Origin of the sequence: Paenibacillus sp. PL91 (assembly GCF_012935325.2) — a bacterium.
GTDB lineage: Bacteria > Bacillota > Bacilli > Paenibacillales > Paenibacillaceae > Pristimantibacillus.
On sequence record NZ_JABBYG020000027.1, the window covers coordinates 29,696 to 54,378 of the forward strand.

Sequence of the window (24,683 nt, forward strand, 5' to 3'; positions counted from 1 at the left end):
AGCTGATTAGATAGACATTGTCATACATGACGGAGGAGGGTTGCTCCTTGTTGGACGTGAACAACTTCGAGTATATGAAAATCGGTCTGGCTTCGCCGGATAAAATTCGCTCGTGGTCCCGCGGAGAAGTTAAAAAACCGGAGACGATCAACTATAGGACCTTAAAGCCGGAGAAGGAAGGTCTCTTCTGCGAAAAGATTTTTGGACCTACGAAAGACTGGGAATGTCATTGCGGCAAATACAAACGTGTACGCTATAAAGGCGTCGTTTGCGATCGCTGCGGCGTTGAAGTAACTCGCGCTAAAGTTCGCCGTGAACGTATGGGTCACATCGAGCTAGCTGCTCCAGTTTCTCATATTTGGTACTTCAAAGGGATTCCTAGCCGTATGGGTCTTGCACTGGATATGTCGCCTCGTTCGCTTGAGGAGATCATCTACTTTGCATCCTATGTCGTGACGGACCCAGGAGATACGCCGCTTGAGAAAAAACAACTCCTTTCGGAGAAAGAATACCGCAGCTATCGGGAGAAATACGGGTATGGCTTCCATGCTGGTATGGGCGCCGAAGCTGTCAAAAAACTTTTGCAGGATATCGACGTTGACAAAGAACTGGAGCAATTGAAGGAAGAGCTGCGTACGGCTCAAGGGCAACGACGCAATCGCGCCATTAAGCGCCTAGAAGTAGTCGAAGCATTCCGCAACTCCGGCAATGAGCCGGAATGGATGATTCTTGACGTGCTTCCTGTAATCCCTCCTGAGCTTCGTCCGATGGTACAGCTTGATGGCGGACGTTTTGCGACGTCTGACCTTAACGATTTGTATCGCCGTGTTATTAACCGTAACAACCGTCTGAAGCGTCTGCTTGATCTGGGCGCTCCCGATATTATCGTGCAAAATGAAAAACGGATGCTGCAGGAAGCGGTTGACGCTTTGATCGACAACGGTCGTCGCGGTCGCCCTGTAACAGGTCCTGGTAACCGTCCGCTTAAATCTCTCAGCCACATGCTGAAAGGTAAGCAAGGACGTTTCCGTCAGAACTTGCTCGGTAAACGGGTTGACTATTCCGGTCGTTCGGTTATCGTCGTAGGTCCTAACCTCAAAATGTTCCAGTGCGGTCTTCCTAAGGAAATGGCACTTGAATTGTTCAAGCCTTTCGTTATGAAAGAGCTTGTTAATAAAGGCTTGGCACACAATATTAAGAGTGCGAAGCGCAAGGTTGAACGCGTAAGCCCAGAGGTATGGGATGTGCTTGAGGAAGTAATCAAGGAACACCCAGTGCTGCTTAACCGTGCCCCGACGCTGCATAGACTAGGTATTCAAGCATTTGAGCCTATTCTAGTTGAAGGCCGCGCTATTAAGCTTCACCCGCTCGTATGTACAGCATACAATGCTGACTTCGATGGTGACCAAATGGCTGTTCACGTTCCGTTGTCTGCTGAAGCACAAGCTGAAGCTCGTTTGCTCATGCTTGCATCAGGCAACATCCTTAACCCGAAAGACGGCAAACCGGTCGTTACTCCTTCGCAGGATATGGTTCTAGGAAGCTTCTACTTGACGATGGATAACAAAGAAGCTAAAGGTAGCGGTTCCGTGTTCGGAACCATTAACGAGGCGATCTCTGCTTATCAACGCGGTATTGTTTCCTTGCATGCGAGAATTTTCATTCCGGTTCGCGTCCTTAAGAAAGTTAATTTCACCGAGCAGCAGCAAAACTCGTTACTCGTTACGACAGTTGGTAAAGTAATCTTCAACGAGATTTTCCCTGAAGATTTCCCTTATATCAACGAAGCAACGAAAACGAACCTATTGCACGGTACGCCAGATAAATATTTCGTTTACGAAAAAGGTGCCGATCTTCCTAAGTTTTTGGATGCGATCGAGACGCCGGGTGCGGTAGGTAAGGATTATCTCGCATTAGTTATTGCGGAATGCTTCCGTCAATACCACACAACGCTTACTGCGATGCTTCTTGACCGCATTAAGCAGCTTGGTTTCACTTACTCGACTAAGGCTGGTATTACGATCGGCGTAGCTGACGTAATCATTCCGAAAGAGAAAAACGAAATCATGAAGCTCTCGGATGAGAAGGTTGCTACCGTTATGAATCAATACCGTCGTGGTTTGATTACGAACGAAGAGCGTTATGACCGGATCATTAGCATTTGGAGTAAATGTAAAGACGAGATCACTGATGTTCTTATGAAATCAATGGATCGTTACAACAACATCATGCTCATGGTGGACTCCAAAGCACGGGGTAACAAATCTCAAATTACACAGCTTGGCGGTATGCGTGGTCTGATGGCCAATCCATCCGGTCGTATCATCGAGTTGCCAATTAAATCGAACTTCCGTGAAGGTCTTACTGTCCTCGAGTACTTTATCTCGACTCACGGAGCGCGTAAAGGTTTGGCCGATACAGCACTTCGGACTGCCGATTCCGGTTACTTGACTCGTCGACTTGTTGACGTTGCCCAAGACGTAATCGTGCGCGAAGAAGATTGTGGAACGGACAAAGGCTTCAGCGTAAGCAAAATTCAAGATGGTAAAGAGGTTATTGAAGATCTCTATGACCGTATTGAAGGCCGCTATGCATTCGAAACCGTTCGCAATCCAAAAACAGGTGAGATTATCGTTAACCGCAGTGAGTTGATCGACTCGAACAAAGCGGATGCGATTATCGATGCTGGCGTTGAGAAGCTACAAATCCGTTCCGTACTAAGCTGCCGTGCTCGTCATGGCGTATGTAAGATCTGTTACGGACGCAACCTAGCTACTGGTAAACACGTTGAAATTGGGGAAGCGGTAGGCATTATCGCGGCTCAATCGATCGGGGAGCCAGGAACACAGTTGACGATGCGTACGTTCCATACGGGCGGCGTTGCCGGCGATGATATTACACAAGGTTTGCCGCGTATTCAAGAGTTGTTTGAGGCGCGTAATCCGAAAGGTCAAGCGATCATTTCCGAGCTTGACGGTGTCATCAAAGAAATTCGCGAAGCGAAGGACCGTCGTGAAATCGAGGTTCAAGGCGAAGCGGAATCCAAAGTGTATGCTGTTACCTATGGTTCGCGCATCCGCGTAACGCAGGGCCAACAAATCGAAGCCGGCGATGAGCTGACTGACGGTTCAATTGACCCTAAAGATATGCTGCGCATCAAAGGTATCCGTGGCGTTCAAAACTACATTTTGCAAGAAGTACAACGCGTTTACCGGAACCAAGGGGTAGAAATCAATGACAAGCACGTTGAAGTCATGATTAAACAAATGCTCCGTAAAATCCGTATCGTAGATGCAGGCGGTACAACTCTGCTTCCTGGCGCATTTGTAGACATTCATGAATATGAATCACAAAACCGCGCTGCGATTTTTGCAGATCTTGAGCCAGCTGTTGCAAAACCTGTTTTGCTCGGTATTACGAAGGCATCGCTAGAGACGGATTCGTTCTTGTCAGCAGCTTCCTTCCAAGAAACAACTCGCGTATTGACTGATGCGGCTATTAAAGGCAAAGTTGACCAGTTGCTTGGACTCAAGGAAAATGTTATTATCGGTAAGTTGATTCCAGCTGGTACTGGAATGGCTCGTTATCGTAACATTCGCTTTGCTGGCCTTGAAGATGAAGTCATTCCTGCAGTTGAAGGCGAACTAGAAGCAGCAGCTGTTACCGTCGACTAATCGTTGATTCAATACTAGCTGCTTTTATTCCGGACACTAAACTATAACGAAAGAGCGTCACATCTTCCGCTTTCTTCGGAAGCGGAGGATGACCGCTCTTTTGCATGTTTATAGTGTGAACTTCATTTACTAGATATTTGTAAATGAATTTCCTTAAAGTTTCTTGACACAAGCACAGTATAGGTGGTACCATATCGAAGTGTGCCTAATTGTGTGATCGCTGAATGGAAGAATTGAAGGTGATTTTCATGCAATTCAAAGTCGGCGCAAAGCAGACGACCAAGATGCTCGAGCAGCAAAGAGCTATTGAAGTCTATGTTGCACGAGATGCAGATCCGAAGATGAAAGAGAAGATTGTTCATCTATGTGAGCGGGCGGGAGTTCCAATTAAATGGTTCGATACGATGGAAGACCTCGGGGAAACCTGCGGCATCGATATCGGGGCCGCAATGGCAGCGCTCGTAACCGAAGAAGAATAACGCAATAACCGTTTTTGTTAGTTGATTATTTAGCGATGATTGACTGGCGAGAACTTTTGTTTGTTCTTTAATGAACCGCCTGGATCTGTGGGCTTAATTTTAGGTAAAATGTCTACCATACAAGCGTATACGGCTATAGCCGTCCATTGGTGGAATGAGCTCGCCTACGCGAAGAAATATAAGTGGATTTATAAACAATAGATTATAAATGCTTATATTTTCGAAAAGACATGAATTTAGGAAGGGGGTGGCAACATGCCAACTATTAACCAGCTAGTCCGTAAAGGACGCCAAGCGAAAGTCGTTAAATCGAAATCGCCGGCATTGCAAAAAGGTTTCAATGCATTGAAACGTGAAGCTACAAACATCAGCGCTCCTCAAAAACGCGGTGTGTGCACTCGTGTAGGTACAATGACTCCTAAGAAACCGAACTCCGCGCTTCGTAAATATGCGCGTGTACGTCTTACTAACCGCGTTGAGGTTACAGCGTACATTCCAGGTATCGGACACAACCTGCAAGAGCACAGCGTGGTATTGATTCGTGGTGGACGGGTAAAAGACCTTCCAGGGGTACGTTATCATATCGTTCGCGGCGCACTTGATACTGCAGGCGTTAACAATCGTAACCAATCTCGTTCGAAATATGGTACGAAACGTCCTAAAGTTAAAAAATCATAAGTATAACCCTAACGGGTCATTGAAATGCTAGAAATAGCAACTATTAGAAGAAAGGGGGACTTTCTCATGCCACGCAAAGGTCCTGTAACGAAACGCGATGTGCTACCAGATCCGTTGTATAACAGCAAACTGGTAACGCGCCTAATCAACCGCATCATGCTTGACGGTAAAAGAGGCGTTGCACAAACATTGTTGTACGATGCTTTCAAACTGATTCAAGAACGCACGAGTAAAGATCCAATGGAAGTATTCGATGCTGCAATGAAAAATATTATGCCAGTACTTGAGGTTAAAGCTCGCCGTGTTGGTGGTGCTAACTATCAAGTGCCGATCGAAGTTAAACCAGAGCGCCGTACTGCACTTGCTCTCCGTTGGCTCGTGAACTACTCACGTAACCGCGGTGAGAAAACAATGGTAGAGCGTTTAGCTGCTGAAATCACAGATGCTTCCAATAACACTGGTGCAGCTGTTAAGAAGCGCGAAGACACTCACAAAATGGCTGATGCTAACAGAGCATTCGCACACTACCGTTGGTAGGATTCTAACATTCGAGAGGAGACCATTTTATGTCAAGAGAGTTCTCCTTGAACAATACGCGCAACATCGGGATTATGGCGCATATTGATGCTGGTAAAACCACTACAACTGAGCGGATCTTGTTCTTCACGGGCCGTACCCACAAAATCGGAGAAGTGCACGAAGGTGCTGCTACGATGGACTGGATGGAACAAGAACAAGAGCGCGGTATTACGATTACGTCTGCCGCGACGACTGCTCAATGGAATGGACACCGTATTAATATTATCGACACCCCGGGACACGTTGACTTCACAGTAGAAGTTGAGCGTTCCCTGCGCGTTTTGGACGGGGCCGTTGGAGTTTTCAGTGCTAAAGAAGGCGTTGAGCCACAGTCTGAGACTGTATGGCGTCAAGCTGACCGTTACAACGTTCCGCGTATCGCTTACGTAAACAAGATGGACATCATTGGTGCAGACTTCCTTAACGTTATTAAAGATATGCGTGAGCGTCTGCAAGCTAATGCTGTTGCCATTCAAATTCCGATTGGCGCTGAGTCTGATTTTGTCGGCGTTATCGATATCGTTGAACGTGTAGCATATAAGTACAAAGACGATACAGGTAAAGACCCTATTCAAGTTGAAATTCCTTCGGAGTATGCTGACCAAGTGGAAGAGCTTCGTACGGAATTGATTGAGAAGGTTGCTGAACTGGACGAAGAATTAACGATGAAATATTTGGAAGGTGAAGAAATCACTATTCCAGAAATTAAAGCAGCACTCCGTAAAGGTGTTTGCGAAGTTAAAATCTTCCCAGTAATCGTTGGTTCATCTTACCGCAATAAAGGCGTTCAATTGATGTTGGATGCGGTTGTAGACTATCTTCCATCTCCGCTTGATGTACCTTCCATTAAAGGTACGCTTGAAGACGGCGAAGAAGGCGAACGTCCATCATCCGATACAGAGCCGTTCTCGGCTTTGGCATTCAAAATCATGACGGATCCTTATGTTGGTAGATTGACGTTCTTCCGTGTGTATTCAGGAATTCTGAAATCCGGTTCTTATGTTCTTAACTCAACTAAGGGCAAACGCGAACGGATTGGACGGATTTTGCAAATGCATGCGAACGCTCGTCAAGAGATTTCCGAAGTGTATGCAGGTGATATTGCTGCAGCTGTTGGTCTTAAAGACACAACAACAGGAGACACTCTTTGCGATGAGAAGAACATTATCATTCTTGAATCAATGAACTTCCCTGAGCCGGTTATCTCGGTTGCTATCGAACCAAAAACGAAAGCTGACCAAGATAAACTAGGTATCGCAATTTCCAAACTGGCAGAAGAAGATCCTACCTTCCGCGCACATACAGACGAAGAAACAAACCAGACGATCATTTCTGGTATGGGTGAGCTTCACCTTGAGATTCTCGTTGACCGTATGTTCCGTGAATTCAAAGTTGAAACAAACGTTGGTAAACCGCAAGTTGCTTACCGTGAAACGTTCCGTGAAGCTGCGAAGGTTGAAGGTAAGTTCGTTCGTCAGTCCGGTGGTAAAGGTCAATTCGGTCATTGTTGGGTTGAGTTCTCACCACTTGAGCCGGGTTCAGGCTTCATATTCGAAAACAAAACAGTTGGTGGATCAATTCCGCGTGAATTTATCGCTCCTATCCAAGCTGGTATCGAAGAGTCAATGAAGAACGGCGTTATCGCTGGCTTCCCGCTCGTTGATGTCAAAGCTGTTGTAGTTGACGGATCGTACCATGATGTTGACTCCTCGGAGATGGCGTTTAAAATTGCAGGTTCGATGGCGCTTAAAGCTGCCAAAGATAAATGTAAGCCAGTTCTTCTTGAGCCTATCATGAAGGTAGAAGTTACTGTTCCTGAAGAGTACATGGGCGATGTTATGGGTATGCTTAACTCCCGTCGTGGTCGTATCGAAGGTATGGATACTCGTGCAGGTGCACAAATTATCCGCTCCAAGGTACCTCTCTCCGAGATGTTTGGTTATTCCACAACACTACGTTCCGGTACACAAGGACGCGGCGTATTCTCCATGGAGCTTTCTCACTATGAAGAAGTTCCAAAATCGATTTCTGAAGAGATCATTGCTAAGAACAAAGGCGAGTAATCGCTTTTGGTCTACTAAATTAGTGCTTTTGGCCGCCAGCTACGTTTGCTTGCAAACCTGATGTCGGCCCACACATAAAAAAATTCATGATATATTGAGGAGGCTCAAGTTCAATGGCTAAGGCTAAATTTGAACGTAACAAACCGCACGTTAATATCGGTACAATCGGTCACGTCGATCACGGTAAAACGACTTTGACAGCAGCTATCACAACTGTACTTTCCAAAAAATATGGCGGTGCTGCAATCGCATTCGACCAAATCGATAAAGCTCCAGAAGAGCGCGAGCGTGGTATCACAATCTCGACAGCTCACGTTGAGTATGAGACGCCAGCTCGTCACTACGCACACGTTGACTGCCCAGGTCACGCCGACTACGTTAAAAACATGATCACTGGTGCTGCACAAATGGACGGAGCTATTCTTGTAGTTTCCGCTACTGACGGCCCAATGCCACAAACTCGTGAGCACATCTTGCTTTCGAAACAAGTAGGCGTACCTTACATCGTTGTATTCTTGAACAAATGCGACATGGTTGAAGACGAAGAGCTTCTTGAATTGGTAGAAATGGAAGTTCGTGACCTTCTTTCCGAGTATGAGTTCCCAGGCGATGACACTCCGATCATTCGTGGTGCTGCTCGTGAAGCTCTTGCTAATCCAGAAGGCCCATGGGCTGAAAAAATCGTTGAACTCTTCGAGCAAGTGGATACTTATATCCCAACTCCAGAGCGCGATACAGCTAAGCCTTTCCTTATGCCTGTCGAGGACGTATTCACAATCACTGGCCGTGGTACAGTTGCTACAGGTCGCGTAGAGCGTGGCGTTATCAAAGTCGGCGACGAGGTAGAAATTATCGGTCTTGCTGAAGAATCCCGTAAATCCGTAGTAACAGGCGTTGAAATGTTCCGTAAATTGCTTGACTCCGCTCAAGCTGGGGACAACGTAGGCGCATTGCTTCGTGGTGTAGACCGCAGCAACATTGAGCGTGGACAAGTTTTGGCTAAACCGGGTTCGGTTAAACCACACACTAACTTCACTGCACAAATCTACGTTCTTACTAAAGAAGAGGGTGGCCGTCACAAGCCTTTCTTCACTGGCTACCGTCCACAGTTCTACTTCCGTACAACTGACGTAACAGGTATCATCAACCTGCCAGAAGGCACTGAGATGGTTATGCCTGGCGACAACATCACTGTAACGGTTGAGCTTATCGCTCCAATCGCTGTTGAAGAGGGAACACGTTTCTCTATTCGTGAAGGCGGCCGTACAGTAGGCGCTGGCGCTGTAGCTTCTATCCAAAAATAATTGATGGCGGCTTTAGCCGCTATGAATAACAAAAGCCCTCACCTTGGTGAGGGCTTTTGATTTGTGCGGACATTGTCGAGCAATAGGTCGACTAACTTATTTTTACATTCAACTAATGATTGACTGTACACCTCAAGCCCATTTAATATTAGGGAATAGTAATAGAATGTCGTCTTGCTCGTTAAGATACAGCCAATTACGTACAGTCATAGACTTTAATGAGAGAAAGCGATGATGCTTTGCTGTACTTGATTAGTCCATAACAGCTTCTTTACAAGACGACTTACACGATGAGAGGGGTTTAAAGGATGAACAGAAAGTTTTGGCTTAGTATTGCATTAGCTTCGATTATGATTGTAACGGCAGCATGTGGTGCCAACACAGGTAAAACTGGCTCGGAAAACGAAGGTAATACAGCAAACGCGGGAGCAAACGCCGGTAACACGTCCGAGAAAACGTACAAAATTGCCGTTTCCCAAATCGTAGAGCATCCATCATTGGATGCAACATATGACGGCTTCGTCGCTGCTCTTAAAGATGCAGGCATTGAAGAAGGCAAAAACCTGGAGCTCGATTTCAATAATGCACAAGGCGAGCAGGCGAACATTAAAACGATTTCGCAAAAAATTGCTAGCAGCAAAAGCGATCTTGCATTAGGTATTGCTACACCGACTGCACAAGCGCTTGCTGATGATGTAAAGGACATTCCTGTATTATTTGCTGCTGTAACAGACCCAGTTGAAGCAGGTATCGTAACGCAACTGGAAGCGCCAGGAGGCAACATTACCGGTGCATCGGATACGAATCCAGCTGCTATTACACAAACAATGGACTTTATCGCTTCCCAAATTCCTGATGTAAAAAATGTTGGTCTTGTCATTAATGAGGGCGAACAAAACGCTGTAGTAATGGCTAAAGTTGCTGAGGAAGCACTTGCTAAGCATGATATCAAGCTGATCAAAGCATCGGTAGCTAATTCATCAGACGTTAAACAAGCAGCCGATTCTTTAGTTGGCCGTGTCGATGCTATCTACATTACTTTAGATAATATGGTTGTTACTGGCGCAGATGCGATTATCGAAGTAGCAAATGAAAATGACATACCATTTTTCTCAGCTGATCGTGATACTGTTGAAAAAGGCGCATTCGCGGCAGTAGGCTTCAAATATTATGATCATGGCTATGAAGTTGGTCAAATGGCAGTTGAAATTTTGAAAAACGGCAAAAAACCAGCGGAGATGGATGTTACTGTTCCTCAGAAGCTTGATTTCATTTTCAATATGAAAGCAGCGGCAGAGCAAGGCATCACCGTAACCGATGAGATGAAAGCGTTCGTTAAGGATCAAGCTAACAACATCATCGAGTAATTTACGGGCATTTAGCTAAAAATAATAAAACAAAAGCTATACATGGGGTGATCGGGTTACTCGTTCACCCCCTTGTTATGATAAAGGAGGTATGTCATTTGCTCGCATCGATACAGGGAGCCGTAGAAAGCGGATTATTGTATGCGCTTATGGCACTTGGTGTTTATATTACATTTCGGATTCTTGATTTTCCGGATCTTACAGTAGACGGCAGCTTCACAACAGGAGCCGCTATCGGAACGGTTCTAACTGTAAACGGAACAGCTCCTTGGCTAGCAATTATATGTGCTTTTATAGGCGGAGCTATTGCTGGTACTTGCACAGGACTGCTGCATACTAAAGGCAAGGTTAATGGTCTACTATCAGGCATTATTATGATGATTGCCTTATATTCGATCAATTTGCGGATAATGGGCAAGCCGAATCTATCTTTAAGAGGTCATGATAATTTATTTGATAACTTACCGACTCTCGCGGTCATGATTATATTTGTCATTATCGTCAAACTGGTGCTCGATTTATTTTTCCGTACGGACATTGGATTAAGTCTTCGCGCAACAGGAGATAATTCACGTATGATCCGGAGCTTCGGTGCCAATACCGACATTACGACAATCTTCGGTATCGCTTTATCGAATGCCCTCGTTGCTACTTCAGGCGGGCTGGTTGCTCACTACCAGAAGTATGCAGACAACAGCATGGGTATCGGTATGATCGTCATTGGTCTTGCGTCAGTTATTATTGGTGAAGCCATTTTCGGTGCTCGTACGATTTTTAGAGCGACGCTGGCAGCGGTGCTTGGGTCGATTATTTATCGTATTATTTACGCATTTGCGCTTCGCGTGGAGTGGCTAGAGGCATCGGATATGAAGCTGATTACAGCTGTTATTATCATATTTGCATTGGTCGTGCCTTCTACGCGCAGAGTGATTAAACAAAAAAACGTAGCGCGAAAACGAACAGCAGAAATGCTTGCATCTTTGGATAAAGCGCAGCCTGGAGGTGGACGCTAATGTTGGAGATAGCTAAAGTGTCCAAGTTGTTTAATCCAGGTACGGTTGATGAGAAGACGGCGCTTGTTGGCGCTAACCTTACGATGAAGCCAGGCGATTTTATTACGGTAATCGGTAGTAACGGCGCCGGCAAGTCCACGTTGATGAATATTATTTCAGGCGTTATGAAGCCGGATGCTGGTGAAGTTCGGATTGATGGTCGCAATATAAGCCAGCTTACCGAGTATCAGCGCAGTAAATGGATTGGGCGTGTGTTCCAAGACCCAATGGCGGGTACAGCTCCTCGTATGTCTATTGAAGAAAATTTGGCGATAGCGTATGCCCGCGGAAAATCTCGTGGATTTTCATTTGGAGTAACGCGTGCGAAGCGTGCTATTTTCAAGCAAGAGCTTCAGCGTCTTGGCATTGGTCTTGAGAACCGTCTTGGCGCAAAGGTAGGCTTATTGTCCGGCGGAGAGAGACAAGCGCTTAGCCTGCTCATGGCCACCTTCACAAGGCCGCAGATCTTGCTGCTCGATGAGCATACCGCCGCGCTAGATCCATCTCGTGCGGAACTCATTACATCGCTGACAGAAACGCTTGTCCGTGAAATGAAATTGACTACCCTTATGGTAACTCACAATATGGAACAGGCCATTCGCCTAGGTAATCGTCTTATTATGATGGACAAGGGTCGAATCATTCTAGATGTGCCTGAAGAACGCAAAAAGGATCTTACAGTCGAGCAGCTGCTTGGGGAATTCGAGCTCATTAGCGGCAAGAAGCTGGCTGATGATAGAATTGTGCTTGGTTAAAGAATTAGAGAATAGAACACGCAGCGACTATCGGTCTCTGCGTGTTTTTTATTTATATGTGTTCCATATGGCCGCTATCATTGCATGCTGGCGTTATTTGGAGGTGTCTTTTCGTACGCGAACTGTTTATAATCAGATAGCGCCCATTAATTCCGTTATTATAATGGATAATGTTCTAATGGCTTGTAATAAGGGACATAATGGGCGTTATACGGACAAATATAGCGTTGGTGCCATACAGGCAGTAGAAGAAGACAAAGGTAATACGCATAGAGCAGAACTGTTTCTTCTATTATAATTGGATAGCTGAAAGAGAGCTTGATTTGTTGCTTGATAGAGGATAAATACATGATCAAATCGCGATATTCATCATAAATGGTTGTGAGTTGAAAATGATTTAACTTTATGTTGCAATTGCCTATTGGATTCGGTATAATAGTGTCTGTTGGTCTGACGTTGCGATGATGTGAGAGGTTGCCGACACACCCGGCCCCTTTGCCATGGGGCATGTGCCAGGGTTTTCTCACGGAGTATGTCCGATAATAAATTGGGCGATAGAAGGAGGGACTTATATGGCAAAGCAAAAGATTCGTATCCGCTTGAAAGCATACGATCACAGAATTCTTGATCAATCCGCAGAGAAAATCGTTGAAACTGCAAAACGTTCCGGTGCAGGCGTATCCGGGCCGATTCCGTTGCCAACGGAAAAGCAAATCATCACCATTCTCCGTGCGGTACACAAGTACAAGGATTCCAGGGAGCAATTCGAACAACGCACTCATAAGCGTTTGATCGACATTGTAAACCCAACGCCGCAAACGGTTGATGCGTTGATGCGCCTGGATTTACCATCCGGTGTAGATATCGAAATCAAACTGTAATATCAGCATATGCGATCATAGAAAGGAAATGAGGTGTCAACATGAAAGGTATCTTAGGAAAAAAACTTGGTATGACTCAAGTGTTTACTGCTGAAGGTAATGTCGTTCCTGTAACGGTTATCGAAGCTGGACCTTGCGTAGTACTTCAGAAGAAAGACCAAGAGAACGATGGCTACGAAGCTGTTCAGTTCGGTTTCTCTGATAAGAAAGAAAGCAGATCGAACAAGCCAGAAGCTGGTCATGCTAAAAAAGCTAACACAACACCTAAGCGCTACATTCGTGAAATTCGCGGAATTAACCTGGGTGATTATGAAGTTGGCCAAGAAGTGAAAGCTGACCTATTCACAGAGGGCGAATTCGTTGACGTAACAGGTATTTCTAAAGGTAAAGGCTTTGCCGGCGTTATCAAACGTTGGGGACAAAGCACGGGTCCTATGTCTCACGGTTCCCGTTACCACCGTGGACCAGGTTCGATGGGTTCTATCCAAGCGAACCGTGTACCGAAAGGCAAACGCCTTCCAGGACATATGGGTCACGAAACAATTACGATTCAAAAGCTTGAAGTTATCCGTGTAGATGCAGAACGTAACGTTCTTCTTGTAAAAGGATCCATTCCGGGCCCTAAAAACGGATTTGTAAAAGTAAAACAAACTGTTAAGAACTAATTGCTCTTAAAGAAAGGAGGAACAGGAAATGCCAAAAGTAACAGTATATAACGTGAGCGGCGCGCAAGTGGGCGAACTAGAACTGGCTGAAACGGTTTTCGGAATTCAACCAAACGTTCATGTTTTGCACAGTGCTGTTGTTAATCAACAAGCATCTGAGCGCTTCGGTAATCACAAAACTAAAGGACGCTCCGAAGTACGCGGTGGCGGTCGTAAACCTTGGAAACAAAAAGGTACTGGCCGTGCTCGTCAAGGTAGCATTCGCTCCCCGCAATGGGTTGGCGGTGGCGTAGTATTCGGACCGACACCACGCTCATACGGATTCAAGCTTCCTAAGAAAGTTCGTCGTCTAGCGATTAAATCGGCATTGTCATCGAAAGTGATTGCAAACGAGATTATCGTTTTGGATCAACTGACATTTGCAGCTCCTAAGACGAAAGAATTCGCAGCAATCTTGAACAATCTTAAAGTTGGCCGCAAAGCACTAGTTGTAACGGCTAATTATGAAGACAATGTAGCATTGTCTGCTCGTAACATCCCAGGTGTGAAGTTCGTTGCAGCTGACGGCATCAATGTTCTGGATGTACTCGTGCATGATAATCTTATCATCACTAAAGAAGCAGTAGAGAAAGTACAGGAGGTGCTTGCGTAATGAAAAATCCACGCGATATTATCAAGCGCCCGGTTATCACGGAACGTACGAGCGATTACATGGTTGACAAAAAGTATGTGTTTGAAGTAGATCTACGTTCAAACAAAACTGAAATCAAACTTGCAATCGAGCAAATCTTTAAAGTAAAAGTAACCGGCGTTAACACGATGCGTGTTGCGGGTAAACCAAAACGTTATGGTAAACATAGCGGATACAGACCGGATTGGAAAAAAGCGATCGTTCAACTGAGCGCTGATAGCAAAGAACTTGAATTCTTTGAAACGTCTGTTTAGAAAAGGAGGAAATCGAAGTGCCAATTAAAAAGTACAAACCGACATCTCCCGCTCGTCGTAACATGTCCGTCTCGACTTTCGAAGAGATCACGACAAGCACACCGGAGAAATCGTTGCTTGCTCCTCTTTTCAAAAAAGCAGGACGCAACAACCAAGGTAAAATTACGGTTCGTCACCATGGCGGCGGACACAAACGTAAATACCGTATCATTGACTTCAAACGTACGAAAGACGGTATTGTTGGTAACGTAGCGACGATCGAATACGATCCGAACCGTTCATCCAACATCGCTTTGATCCATTACGTAGATGGTGAAAAAGCATACATTATCGCTCCTAAAGGTTTGAAAGTTGGAGATCAAGTAACTTCTGGCGTAGGTTCTGATATCAAGCCAGGCAACGCGTTGCCACTTGTGAACATCCCAGTTGGTACAGTTATCCACAACATCGAATTGAAACCAGGCAAAGGCGGACAACTCGTTCGTGCAGCTGGTACTAGTGCTCAACTTCTTGGTAAAGAAGAAAACTACGTATCCGTTCGTTTGTCATCAGGTGAAGTTCGTCGTATCTTGAACACTTGCCGTGCAACAATCGGTTCTGTTGGTAACGAAGATCACGAACTCGTGAAAATCGGTAAAGCCGGCCGTAACCGTTGGCTCGGAAATCGTCCACAAGTACGTGGTGTTGTCATGAACCCTAACGATCACCCACACGGTGGTGGTGAAGGCCGTGCTCCAATCGGACGCAAATCGCCAATGTCGCCTTGGGGTAAACCAACTCTTGGTTACAAAACGCGCAAAAAGAAAAAAGCATCGAGCCAATACATTATTCGTCGTCGCACGAAATAATAGCAGCTTGATAAAAACCGCGTGATGCGCAAGTATCGCTACCGCTTATATGAAGGGAGGAACACAAATGGGTCGCAGTTTAAAGAAAGGTCCGTTTATTGACGGTTACCTGCTTAAAAAAGTCGAGGTATTGAACGAAGCTGAGAAAAAGGTCGTTATCAAAACCTGGTCCCGCCGCTCGACCATTTTCCCGCAATTCATTGGTCACACGTTTGCAGTATATGACGGACGCAAGCACGTACCGGTATATGTAACGGAAGATATGGTTGGACACAAGCTTGGTGAATTTGCACCAACTCGTACGTACAAAGGCCATGCTGGCGAAGACAAAAAAACGGGCAGACGTTAATTTGCCCTTATCATCTTTCACTGAACGAGAGGAGGTTCCTACATGCCAGAAGCTAAAGCGCACGCTAAATTTATCCGTATTGCTCCCCGTAAAGCACAGCTTGTTGCGGATTTGATTCGCGGTAAACAAGTTGGCGAAGCAATCGCGATTTTGCGTCACACGCCTAAGTCTGCATCCCCAATTTTGGAGAAGCTGCTGAACTCTGCCATTGCTAACGCTGAGCACAACTATCAGCTAGACGTAAACAAATTGTTTATATCGCAAGCCTTCGTTAACCAAGGGCCAACGATGAAACGTTTCCGTCCTCGTGCGATGGGTCGCGCAAGCCGGATCAATAAAAGAACCAGCCACATTACCTTGGTGGTATCTGAAAAATAAGGAGGGATTACGTGTGGGTCAAAAGGTAAATCCAGTAGGCTTCCGGGTCGGAGTTATCCGTGATTGGGAGTCCAAATGGTTCGCGGGCAAAGATTTCGGCGATCTTCTTATGGAAGACGTTAGAATCCGTGAATATTTGAAAAACAAGCTGAAAGACGCAGCAGTTTCTCACATCGAGATCGAACGTGCAGCTAACCGCGTGAACGTAACGATTCAAACCGCAAAACCAGGTATGGTAATTGGTAAAGGCGGTTCCGAAGTAGAAAACCTACGTACTGAGCTTGGTAAAATCACTAAAGGCAAAAAAGTACACATCAACATCTCTGAAATCAAACATGCTGATCTTGACGCTATTCTTGTAGCTGAAAGCATCGCACAACAACTTGAGCGTCGTGTATCTTTCCGTCGCGCATTGAAGCAAGCAATTCAACGCTCCATGCGTTCAGGTGCTAAAGGGATTAAAACTGCAGTTAGCGGTCGTCTCGGTGGCGCGGAAATCGCACGTTCGGAAGGCTACAGCGAAGGAACAGTACCACTTCATACACTACGCGCTGATATTGATTACGGCACGGCAGAAGCGGCTACAACATACGGCCTTATCGGCGTTAAAGTATGGATCTATCGCGGCGAAGTCCTTCCGACTAAGAAGAAAGCTCCCCAGGAAGGAGGCAACTAATCATGTTGGTACCTAAACGTGTCAAACACCGCAAACAACAACGCGGTCATATGAAGGGTCGCGCTAAAGGCGGCACTACAGTAGCATTCGGCGAATTTGGTCTTCAAGCTCTAGAACCATCATGGATCACTAACCGTCAGATCGAAGCGGCTCGTATTGCAATGACTCGCTACATCAAACGTGGTGGTAAAGTATGGATCAAGATTTTCCCTGCCAAACCAATTACTCAAAAGCCTCTTGAAGTGCGTATGGGTAGTGGTAAAGGTAACGTTGAGAAATGGGTAGCCGTAGTTAAACCAGGTAAAATCCTGTTTGAACTTGCTGGTGTATCCGAAGAAACCGCTCGTGAAGCGATGCGTCTTGCGGCTCATAAATTGCCAATCAAGACTAAATTCGTGAAACGTGAAGAAGTGGGTGGTGAAGCAAATGAAAGCTAGTGAATTTAGAAACCTAACCTCTGCTGAGCTTGAACAACAGGTCGCTGGTTTTAAAGAAGAGCTTTTCAATCTTCGTTTCCAACTGGCTACTGGCCAATTGGATAACCCGACTCGGATCCGTGATGTGCGTAAAGGAATTGCTCGTGCTAAAACGATTTTGCGTGAAAGAGAACTCGGAATTAGCAGCTAGTCTATCCCTTACATGAATGCATAAACACGGCTGAAGGAAGGAGGAAGAACATGAGTGAACGCAATGCCCGTAAAGTTCTAATCGGCAAAGTGGTAAGCGACAAAATGGACAAAACAATCGTAGTTGCTATTGAAACATATAAAAAACACGATTTGTACCATAAACGCATTAAAGTTACGAAAAAATTTAAAGCGCACGATGAGAACAACCAAGCTAAAATTGGTGATATCGTGAAAATCATGGAGACTCGTCCGCTTTCGAAAGACAAGCGCTTCAGACTCGTAGAAGTTGTGGAAGTAGCTGTTATTATTTAATGAGCGTATGCAGTGCCTGAGCATTTTTCCGAAAGGAGGACGTTGAAATGATTCAACCATTTTCGCGCTTAGCGGTTGCTGACAACTCCGGCGCAAAAGAATTGATGTGTATCCGTGTACTTGGTGGAACGGGACGTCGCGTTGGTCACATCGGCGATTTGATCGTTTGCTCAGTAAAACAAGCAACACCAGGCGGCGTTGTCAAAAAGGGTGACGTTGTTAAAGCGGTTATCGTTCGTACAAAGCGTTCGGTTCGTCGTAAAGACGGTTCGTACATCGCATTTGATGAGAATGCTGCTGTAATTGTAAAAGAAGATAAAAGCCCACGCGGTACTCGTATCTTTGGACCTGTTGCCCGTGAACTTCGCGATAAAGATTTCATGAAAATCGTATCGCTAGCACCAGAAGTAATCTAAGAACCTATATAAGCTTGAAAGCACAAGCGTGCAGGAGGTGTAACTCATGCCAAGGCTGAAAAAAATTCTCGAATCCCATAATAACAAATTGCACGTGAAAAAAGACGACACGGTTATCGTCATTACCGGTAAAGACAAAGGTAAGAAGGGCCGCGTTATCGCTGCGTATCCGCGTGAAAATCGCGTTCTCGTAGAAGGTGTTAACACTGTTAAGAAACATACTCGTCCATCGCAAGCTAATCCACAGGGCGGTATTATCGAACAAGAAGCGCCAATTCACGTTTCAAACGTTATGCACATCGATCCGAAGAGCGGTAAAGTAACACGTATCGGATACAAAGTGCTAGACAACGGCAAGAAAGTTCGGATCGCTAAACGTTCCGGAGAAGTAATCGACTAATCGTTACGGTAGGAAAGGAGGTCCATGATCAATGGCAGCAAGATTGAAAGGTCGTTTCTTAAACGAAATAACTCCTGCTCTTATGCAGAAGTTCAACTATACGTCTGTTATGCAAGTGCCAAAAATTGAGAAGGTAGTTATCAACATGGGGGTAGGCGAAGCGGTTTCCAATTCGAAAATCCTTGATGTAGCTGTTGAAGAACTACGTATCATTTCTGGTCAAAAACCAGTCGTTACTCGTGCGAAGAAGTCTATTGCAGGCTTCAAACTTCGTGAGAACATGCCAATCGGGGTTAAAGTTACATTGCGCGGCGAGCGTATGTACCATTTCCTAGATAAACTGTTCAACATCTCTCTACCGCGTGTACGTGACTTCCGCGGTGTATCGAACAAAGCTTTTGACGGTCGCGGTAACTATACGCTTGGCTTGAAAGAGCAATTGATATTCCCAGAGATCGAGTACGATAAAGTCGATAAAGTGCGCGGTATGGACATCGTCATCGTCACGACGGCAAAAACGGACGAAGAATCTCGTGAATTGCTGACCCAAATGGGCATGCCGTTCACGAAGTAATCCACTTTTAGGAGGTGTAATACCCAGTGGCAAAAACTTCGATGAAAGTGAAGCAACAACGCACACCGAAATTTAAAGTGCGCGCGTATACGCGCTGTGAGCGTTGCGGCCGTCCGCATTCTGTTTTGCAAAAGTTTAAAATTTGCCGGATTTGTTTCCGTGAGTTAGCACATAAGGGCCAGATTCCTGGCGTTAAAAAAGCAAGCTGGTAATCAGCCTAGTTTGGGAAGGAGGTTAACACAATGGTTATGTCTGATCCGGTTGCAGATATGTTGACGCGTATTCGTAACGCGAATGTCGTTCGTCACGAGACCGTGGAAATGCCCGCTTCGAAAATGAAGAAGCAAATCGCTGAGATTTTGAAGCGCGAGGGTTTTATCCGCGACGCTGAATATATCGAAGACAATAAACAAGGGATTATCCGTATTTTCTTGAAATACGGCCCTAACCAAGAGCGCGTTATTACTGGCTTGAAACGTATTTCGAAACCAGGCCTTCGCGTTTATACACAATCAACTGAAATCCCTCGTGTACTCGGTGGACTTGGAATTGCAATTATTTCCACTTCCAAAGGGATTATGACTGATAAAGAAGCTCGTCAGGTTAAATCCGGCGGCGAAGTAGTTTGCTACGTTTGGTAAGTAACAAGTCATAAAGATAGGAGGTGTAACAATGTCCCGTATTGGTCGCAAACCAATCCAAGTGCCTAACGGCGTTACAATTAGCTTGGACAACACAGTTATTACTGTAAAAGGACCTAAAGGATCGCTTTCTCGTGAAATTCACAAAGAAATGAAAGTGAATGTAACGGAAACGGAAATTCTTGTAGAACGTCCTTCCGATAATAAATTGCATCGTTCGTTGCACGGAACTACTCGCAGCATCATCGCTAACATGGTGAGCGGCGTTACAGAAGGCTTCTCCAAAAACTTGGAGCTAGTTGGCGTAGGTTACCGTGCTAACAAAACTGGTGATAAAATCGTTCTTAACGTTGGTTACTCTCACCCAGTCGAAATTGCTCCAGATAACGGCATCGAGTTTGACGTACCTGCTAACACAAAGATTACTGTTCGCGGTATCGATAAAGAGCTCGTTGGTGCAACTGCAGCAAAAATTCGTTCCGTACGTGAACCAGAACCGTATAAAGGTAAAGGTATCAAGTACGAAGGCGAGCGCATCATCCGTAAAGAAGGTAAAGCTGGTAAGAAAAAATAAGCAAACGGATCGTTTGCTTAAGATAGCGTCTTAAGGCATAAGGAAAGGAGTGAACCTTGAATGATTACGAAAGGCGACAAAAACAAGGCTCGTCTGAAAAGACACCTTCGTGTTCGTAAAAAAATTAACGGTACAGCTGCACGTCCGCGTCTATCTGTATTCCGTTCCTCCAAGCATATGTATGCACAATTAATCGACGATGTTGCAGGTGTAACAATCGCTTCCGCATCCACGCAGGATAAAGAGCTGGTTGAAGCAGTTGGCAACGGTGGTAACATCGATGCAGCAACAAAGGTCGGAGAATTGATTGCGAAACGCGCTCAAGCTAAGGGTGTATCCCAAGTAGTATTTGATCGCGGCGGTTACTTGTATCACGGCAGAATTCAGGCGCTTGCTACAGCAGCTCGCGAAGCTGGCCTTGAATTCTAATCGACTTTATTTATAAGGAGGTTAAACGACTTGCGTGTAGATCCAAATACGTTAGAACTGACTGAAAAAGTTGTTAATATCAATCGCGTATCTAAAGTTGTAAAAGGCGGACGCCGTTTCAGCTTTAGTGCACTTGTAGTAGTCGGCGACGGTAAAGGCTACGTTGGCGCAGGGATCGGTAAAGCAGGCGAAGTACCTGATGCAATCCGCAAAGGTATCGAAGATGCTAAGAAAAACCTGATCCACGTACCAATCGTAGGAACGACTATTCCTCACCTTGTACTCGGACATTTCGGCGCAGGTGAAGTTCTTCTGAAGCCAGCTTCCGAAGGTACTGGCGTTATCGCTGGCGGCCCAGTTCGTGCAGTACTTGAACTTGCTGGTGTCGGCGACATCTTGACGAAATCGCTAGGTTCTTCGAACTCCATGAATATGGTTAACGCAACGCTTGAAGGTCTTTCCCGTCTTAAACGCGTGGAAGATGTTGCAAAGCTTCGTGGAAAAACAGTCGAAGAGCTGTTACGCTAAGGAGGGAAATAAGATGGCAAAATTGCAAATCACCCTCGTTCGCAGTTTAATCGGTCGCAACGAGAAACAACGTGCAACGGTTGAATCTTTCGGTCTTAAAAAGATTCGTCAGGCAGTTGTTTTGAACGATAGCCCAGCTATCCGTGGCATGGTTAACACTGTTAGTCACTTGGTAAAAGTAGAAGAAGTATAAGAATAGATTTTTTGTTACAAGAAATAAATAAGGAGGTGCACGAACGATGAAATTGCATGAGCTAGCACCAGCACCGGGCTCAACCCAAGCGCCTAAGCGCAAAGGTCGCGGTATCGGTTCCGGTAACGGTAAAACGGCCGGTAAAGGTCACAAAGGTCAAAACGCTCGTTCCGGCGGCGGCGTTCGTCCTGGTTTCGAGGGCGGACAAAACCCTTTGTATCGTCGAGTGCCGAAACGTGGATTTAACAACCCGTTCCGCAAAGAGTACGCAATTGTCAACATTGAAGAGCTAAATGCGTTTGCAGCAGGTACTGAAGTCACTCCAGAAGTTCTTATCGAGACTGGGATCGTAAAGAACCCGCTCGCAGGAATTAAAATTTTGGGTAATGGTGAAGTTAGCGTTACACTTACTGTGAAAGCAAACAAGTTCTCTCAATCTGCGGTAGAGAAAATCCAGGCTGCCGGCGGTAAAACCGAGGTGATCTAATTGTTCAAGACCGTGTCCAATATCTGGAAAGTGGCGGATCTTCGTACAAGGATCCTCTTCACCCTTTTCATCCTTTTAGTATACCGTATCGGTTCTTTTATCCCGGTACCCGATGTAAACAAAGATGTGTTTAAGCAGGTTGATGCAGCCGGTGCGGATCTGTTCGGCTTGCTTAACACGTTTTCCGGCGGTGCTTTGTTCCAATTCTCTATCTTCGCAATCGGAATTACGCCTTACATTACAGCGTCGATTATCGTACAGCTGTTATCGATGGACGTTATTCCTAAATTTGCGGAGTGGGCAAAGGAAGGCGAGAACGGTAAACGTAAACTCGCGCAAATCACTCGTTATGGAACGATTGTTCTTGGTTTGATCCAAGGTTTCGCAACAGCAATCGGATTTAACCGTCAATACGGTTATGAGATGATTGTTGGTGCAACATTCGTTGACTACTTACTCATCGCGATCATCCTGACGGCAGGTACTGCATTCTTGATGTGGCTCGGTGAGCAAATTACGGAAAAGGGAATCGGAAATGGTATTTCCATTCTTATCTTTGCAGCAATTGCAGCTGGTATTCCTGGACACATTCGTACGATCGTACAAGATCAGTTCGTAGGTGCCCAAGATCAACTGTTCTTGAACATCATCAAAATGGTACTGATTCTGATTGCGATTATCGCGATCATCGTCGGTGTTATATTCGTACAACAAGGTATTCGTAAAATTCCAGTTCAATACGCTAAACGCGTCGTTGGACGGAAAATGTACGGCGGACAATCGACACACATTCCGATGAAAGTGAACGGCGCAGGCGTTATACCGGTCATTTTCGCGGTTTCACTTATCATGTTCCCGATTACGATTGCGCAGTTCTGGTCTACTCAGGTCTGGGCAAAATGGATTATTGACAATATGAACTATGACAGACCTCTTGGTATGGTATTGTATGTATTGTTAATTATCGGTTTTACCTTCTTCTACACATTCGTGCAAATTAATCCAGTGCAAATGGCTGATCAGATGAAGAAAAACGGTGGATACATCCCTGGCATTCGTCCAGGCAAACCGACCTCGTCATACCTAACACGCGTTATGTCGCGTATTACATTGACGGGTGCGATCTTCCTTGCTATCATCTCTGTTCTGCCAGTGTTTTTCGGAGCACTCGCTGGATTACCGCGCTCAGTGCAGCTAGGCGGCACCTCGTTGCTTATCGTTATCGGTGTTGCACTGGATACGATGAAACAAATTGAGAGCCAGTTGATCAAACGCCATTACAAAGGGTTTATCAATAAATAACAATAGGTTCTGACCGGGCTTCCGCGTTCGTCAACTAGCGTTGTGCGGCAGCCCGCCCGAGCCTATTGTGCTTAAAGCGAGGAACTCAGCGATGAACATTTTATTCATGGGCCCTCCGGGAGCCGGCAAAGGTACACAAGCGGAACGGATCGTTGAAGAGTTCGGCATTCCTCATATTTCCACTGGCGATGCTTTCCGCCTCGCTATGAAACAAGGAACCGCACTTGGACTCAAAGCGAAGGAGTATGTCGATCAAGGACTGCTCGTTCCCGATGAGATCACGAACGGTATTGTGAAGGAAAGACTTGAAGCAGACGATTGCAAAAATGGATTTTTGCTTGACGGGTTTCCTCGCACACTGCAGCAAGCTGAAGCACTAGATGCTATGCTTGCGGAGCTCGGCCGCAAAATTGACCATGTTGTAAATTTAAAAGTTGATCGCAGTTTGCTGCTTGCTCGTTTGACGGGCAGACGCATATCTAGAACGACAGGTACGACTTATCATGTAATCTTTAACCCGCCTAAGGTCGAAGGTATCTGCGACAAGGACGGCGGCGAATTGTATCAGCGTTCTGATGATACAGAGGAAAAGGTCGGAACTCGTTTGGACGAATATACATCCAAAACCGCGCCTCTACTCGATTACTACAATGCTAAGGGTCTCCTACGCGAAGTCGACGGCGAGAAGGATATCGATGTTGTAACATCTGACATTGCTTCCATCTTGAGAGGTTCATTGTAATGATAATATGCAAATCCGAATCGGAGCTGCAATTTATGAGGGAAGCTGGACGCATTGTTGCGGAAACGCATCGATTGATGTCGGAAGCTGTGAAACCAGGCATCACAACTCGTGAGCTTGACCAAATCGCTGAAACGTACATTAAGAGTCAAAATGCGATCCCTTCCTTTAAAGGTTACAATGGTTTCCCTTCCAGCATTTGCGCTTCTGTGAATGACGAGCTGGTGCACGGCTTCCCTGGGTCTCGCAAGTTGAACGAAGGCGATATAATCAGTATCGATATCGGTGCGCAGTTTGAAGGCTATCACGGCGATTCGGCTTGGACCTATGCGGTAGGAGCCGTAACGCCTGAAGTACAAAAGCTGCTTGATGTGACGGAAGCATCGCTTTATGCGGGACTTGCGCTAGTCAAACCAGATATTAGACTATATACAATTTCGCATGCTATTCAGAAGGTTATTGAAGATGCAGGATTCTCCGTAGTAAGGGAATACGTAGGGCACGGAATCGGCGCGGACCTCCATGAGGAACCACAAATACCGAACTACGGCATACCAGATCGCGGACCTCGTCTGAAGACCGGAATGGTGCTTGCAATCGAACCAATGGTTAATATCGGTGAACGATATGTCCGGACGCTCGAAGACAATTGGACGGTTGTAACGGAAGACAGCTCATGGTGCGCTCATTTTGAGCATACAGTAGCTGTTACAGAGGACGGCTTTGAAATATTGACCATTTTGCCGCAGCAGCCATAGTCTAT

The 24,683-nt window shown here is 45.7% G+C and carries 33 protein-coding genes; all 33 read left to right on the forward strand.

Annotated elements, in window-relative coordinates; all coding sequences use genetic code 11:
- The first annotated feature begins 47 nt into the window (after positions 1-47).
- The 33 genes from rpoC to map all read left to right on the forward strand — a co-directional run bounded on the left by rpoC (position 48) and on the right by map (position 24,678).
- Positions 48-3,674 carry a DNA-directed RNA polymerase subunit beta' gene (gene rpoC, locus HI950_RS32220; RefSeq protein ID WP_169090718.1) on the forward strand — a complete coding sequence of 1,209 codons (3,627 nt, stop codon included), beginning with the start codon at positions 48-50 and terminating at the stop codon, positions 3,672-3,674.
- A 248-nt stretch (positions 3,675-3,922) separates the two neighbouring features.
- Positions 3,923-4,153 (forward strand): ribosomal L7Ae/L30e/S12e/Gadd45 family protein, encoded by a 231-nt coding sequence (locus HI950_RS32225; RefSeq protein WP_169090720.1) that lies wholly within the window; start codon positions 3,923-3,925, stop codon positions 4,151-4,153.
- Positions 4,154-4,408: 255 nt separating this feature from the next.
- Positions 4,409-4,831: a 30S ribosomal protein S12 gene (rpsL, locus tag HI950_RS32230; RefSeq protein ID WP_053373892.1), complete on the forward strand. Its 423-nt coding sequence runs from the start codon at positions 4,409-4,411 to the stop codon at positions 4,829-4,831.
- Between the two features lie 66 nt (positions 4,832-4,897).
- Positions 4,898-5,368: a 30S ribosomal protein S7 gene (rpsG, locus tag HI950_RS32235; protein WP_053373893.1), complete on the forward strand. Its 471-nt coding sequence runs from the start codon at positions 4,898-4,900 to the stop codon at positions 5,366-5,368.
- 29 nt (positions 5,369-5,397) lie between these two features.
- Positions 5,398-7,473 carry an elongation factor G gene (fusA, locus tag HI950_RS32240; protein WP_169090722.1) on the forward strand — a complete coding sequence of 692 codons (2,076 nt, stop codon included), beginning with the start codon at positions 5,398-5,400 and terminating at the stop codon, positions 7,471-7,473.
- 113 nt (positions 7,474-7,586) lie between these two features.
- On the forward strand, positions 7,587-8,777 hold the full coding sequence (tuf, locus tag HI950_RS32245) for an elongation factor Tu (RefSeq protein WP_169090723.1): 1,191 nt from the start codon (positions 7,587-7,589) through the stop codon (positions 8,775-8,777).
- A gap of 308 nt (positions 8,778-9,085) precedes the next feature.
- A complete protein-coding gene (locus tag HI950_RS32250) occupies positions 9,086-10,144 on the forward strand; it encodes an ABC transporter substrate-binding protein (RefSeq protein ID WP_169090725.1) in 1,059 nt (352 codons plus the stop codon).
- 77 nt (positions 10,145-10,221) lie between these two features.
- Entirely contained in the window at positions 10,222-11,157 is a 936-nt protein-coding gene (locus tag HI950_RS32255) for an ABC transporter permease (protein WP_169090768.1), read from the forward strand.
- Entirely contained in the window at positions 11,157-11,951 is a 795-nt protein-coding gene (locus HI950_RS32260; protein ID WP_169090727.1) for an ABC transporter ATP-binding protein, read from the forward strand. The genes HI950_RS32255 and HI950_RS32260 overlap by 1 nt, the downstream gene beginning before the upstream one ends.
- Before the next feature lie 572 nt (positions 11,952-12,523).
- Positions 12,524-12,832 (forward strand): 30S ribosomal protein S10, encoded by a 309-nt coding sequence (rpsJ, locus tag HI950_RS32265; protein ID WP_017692074.1) that lies wholly within the window; start codon positions 12,524-12,526, stop codon positions 12,830-12,832.
- 41 nt (positions 12,833-12,873) lie between these two features.
- Positions 12,874-13,497, forward strand: coding sequence for a 50S ribosomal protein L3 (rplC, locus tag HI950_RS32270; protein ID WP_169090728.1), 624 nt, complete (start codon positions 12,874-12,876; stop codon positions 13,495-13,497).
- 28 nt (positions 13,498-13,525) lie between these two features.
- A complete protein-coding gene (gene rplD, locus HI950_RS32275; protein WP_169090730.1) occupies positions 13,526-14,149 on the forward strand; it encodes a 50S ribosomal protein L4 in 624 nt (207 codons plus the stop codon).
- The gene (rplW, locus tag HI950_RS32280) at positions 14,149-14,442 is read left to right on the forward strand and encodes a 50S ribosomal protein L23 (RefSeq protein WP_053373900.1); all 294 of its coding nucleotides are present in this window, start codon (positions 14,149-14,151) and stop codon (positions 14,440-14,442) included. Before rplD ends, rplW begins: the two co-directional genes overlap by 1 nt.
- A gap of 17 nt (positions 14,443-14,459) precedes the next feature.
- Positions 14,460-15,290, forward strand: coding sequence for a 50S ribosomal protein L2 (rplB, locus tag HI950_RS32285; protein WP_169090732.1), 831 nt, complete (start codon positions 14,460-14,462; stop codon positions 15,288-15,290).
- Positions 15,291-15,357: 67 nt separating this feature from the next.
- Complete coding sequence (gene rpsS / locus HI950_RS32290) at positions 15,358-15,639, forward strand: 30S ribosomal protein S19 (RefSeq protein ID WP_053373902.1); 282 nt, start codon at positions 15,358-15,360, stop codon at positions 15,637-15,639.
- A 42-nt stretch (positions 15,640-15,681) separates the two neighbouring features.
- Positions 15,682-16,017: a 50S ribosomal protein L22 gene (gene rplV, locus HI950_RS32295; RefSeq protein WP_028609649.1), complete on the forward strand. Its 336-nt coding sequence runs from the start codon at positions 15,682-15,684 to the stop codon at positions 16,015-16,017.
- A gap of 13 nt (positions 16,018-16,030) precedes the next feature.
- Positions 16,031-16,693: a 30S ribosomal protein S3 gene (gene rpsC / locus HI950_RS32300; RefSeq protein ID WP_053373904.1), complete on the forward strand. Its 663-nt coding sequence runs from the start codon at positions 16,031-16,033 to the stop codon at positions 16,691-16,693.
- A gap of 2 nt (positions 16,694-16,695) precedes the next feature.
- Positions 16,696-17,130, forward strand: a complete 435-nt coding sequence (rplP, locus tag HI950_RS32305) for a 50S ribosomal protein L16 (RefSeq protein WP_028609647.1) — start codon at positions 16,696-16,698, stop codon at positions 17,128-17,130.
- Positions 17,120-17,320, forward strand: coding sequence for a 50S ribosomal protein L29 (rpmC, locus tag HI950_RS32310; RefSeq protein WP_053373905.1), 201 nt, complete (start codon positions 17,120-17,122; stop codon positions 17,318-17,320). Before rplP ends, rpmC begins: the two co-directional genes overlap by 11 nt.
- Before the next feature lie 50 nt (positions 17,321-17,370).
- Positions 17,371-17,634, forward strand: coding sequence for a 30S ribosomal protein S17 (gene rpsQ / locus HI950_RS32315; RefSeq protein WP_053373906.1), 264 nt, complete (start codon positions 17,371-17,373; stop codon positions 17,632-17,634).
- A gap of 47 nt (positions 17,635-17,681) precedes the next feature.
- The gene (rplN, locus tag HI950_RS32320; protein ID WP_053373907.1) at positions 17,682-18,050 is read left to right on the forward strand and encodes a 50S ribosomal protein L14; all 369 of its coding nucleotides are present in this window, start codon (positions 17,682-17,684) and stop codon (positions 18,048-18,050) included.
- Between the two features lie 46 nt (positions 18,051-18,096).
- Complete coding sequence (gene rplX / locus HI950_RS32325; RefSeq protein WP_081417369.1) at positions 18,097-18,450, forward strand: 50S ribosomal protein L24; 354 nt, start codon at positions 18,097-18,099, stop codon at positions 18,448-18,450.
- A gap of 31 nt (positions 18,451-18,481) precedes the next feature.
- The gene (rplE, locus tag HI950_RS32330; protein ID WP_053373908.1) at positions 18,482-19,024 is read left to right on the forward strand and encodes a 50S ribosomal protein L5; all 543 of its coding nucleotides are present in this window, start codon (positions 18,482-18,484) and stop codon (positions 19,022-19,024) included.
- A gap of 26 nt (positions 19,025-19,050) precedes the next feature.
- On the forward strand, positions 19,051-19,236 hold the full coding sequence (locus tag HI950_RS32335; RefSeq protein ID WP_037291562.1) for a type Z 30S ribosomal protein S14: 186 nt from the start codon (positions 19,051-19,053) through the stop codon (positions 19,234-19,236).
- Positions 19,237-19,266: 30 nt separating this feature from the next.
- Positions 19,267-19,665, forward strand: coding sequence for a 30S ribosomal protein S8 (rpsH, locus tag HI950_RS32340; RefSeq protein ID WP_053373909.1), 399 nt, complete (start codon positions 19,267-19,269; stop codon positions 19,663-19,665).
- Between the two features lie 31 nt (positions 19,666-19,696).
- Entirely contained in the window at positions 19,697-20,239 is a 543-nt protein-coding gene (gene rplF / locus HI950_RS32345; RefSeq protein WP_169090734.1) for a 50S ribosomal protein L6, read from the forward strand.
- A 60-nt stretch (positions 20,240-20,299) separates the two neighbouring features.
- Positions 20,300-20,668 carry a 50S ribosomal protein L18 gene (gene rplR / locus HI950_RS32350; protein WP_053373911.1) on the forward strand — a complete coding sequence of 123 codons (369 nt, stop codon included), beginning with the start codon at positions 20,300-20,302 and terminating at the stop codon, positions 20,666-20,668.
- Between the two features lie 30 nt (positions 20,669-20,698).
- A complete protein-coding gene (rpsE, locus tag HI950_RS32355; protein WP_053373912.1) occupies positions 20,699-21,196 on the forward strand; it encodes a 30S ribosomal protein S5 in 498 nt (165 codons plus the stop codon).
- 13 nt (positions 21,197-21,209) lie between these two features.
- Positions 21,210-21,389 carry a 50S ribosomal protein L30 gene (gene rpmD, locus HI950_RS32360; protein ID WP_056635953.1) on the forward strand — a complete coding sequence of 60 codons (180 nt, stop codon included), beginning with the start codon at positions 21,210-21,212 and terminating at the stop codon, positions 21,387-21,389.
- 46 nt (positions 21,390-21,435) lie between these two features.
- Complete coding sequence (gene rplO / locus HI950_RS32365) at positions 21,436-21,876, forward strand: 50S ribosomal protein L15 (protein WP_053373914.1); 441 nt, start codon at positions 21,436-21,438, stop codon at positions 21,874-21,876.
- Positions 21,877-23,178 (forward strand): preprotein translocase subunit SecY, encoded by a 1,302-nt coding sequence (secY, locus tag HI950_RS32370; protein ID WP_169090738.1) that lies wholly within the window; start codon positions 21,877-21,879, stop codon positions 23,176-23,178.
- Positions 23,179-23,269: 91 nt separating this feature from the next.
- Positions 23,270-23,920 (forward strand): adenylate kinase, encoded by a 651-nt coding sequence (locus HI950_RS32375; protein WP_169090740.1) that lies wholly within the window; start codon positions 23,270-23,272, stop codon positions 23,918-23,920.
- A complete protein-coding gene (gene map / locus HI950_RS32380; RefSeq protein WP_169090742.1) occupies positions 23,920-24,678 on the forward strand; it encodes a type I methionyl aminopeptidase in 759 nt (252 codons plus the stop codon). The genes HI950_RS32375 and map overlap by 1 nt, the downstream gene beginning before the upstream one ends.
- The last annotated feature ends 5 nt before the right edge of the window (positions 24,679-24,683 follow it).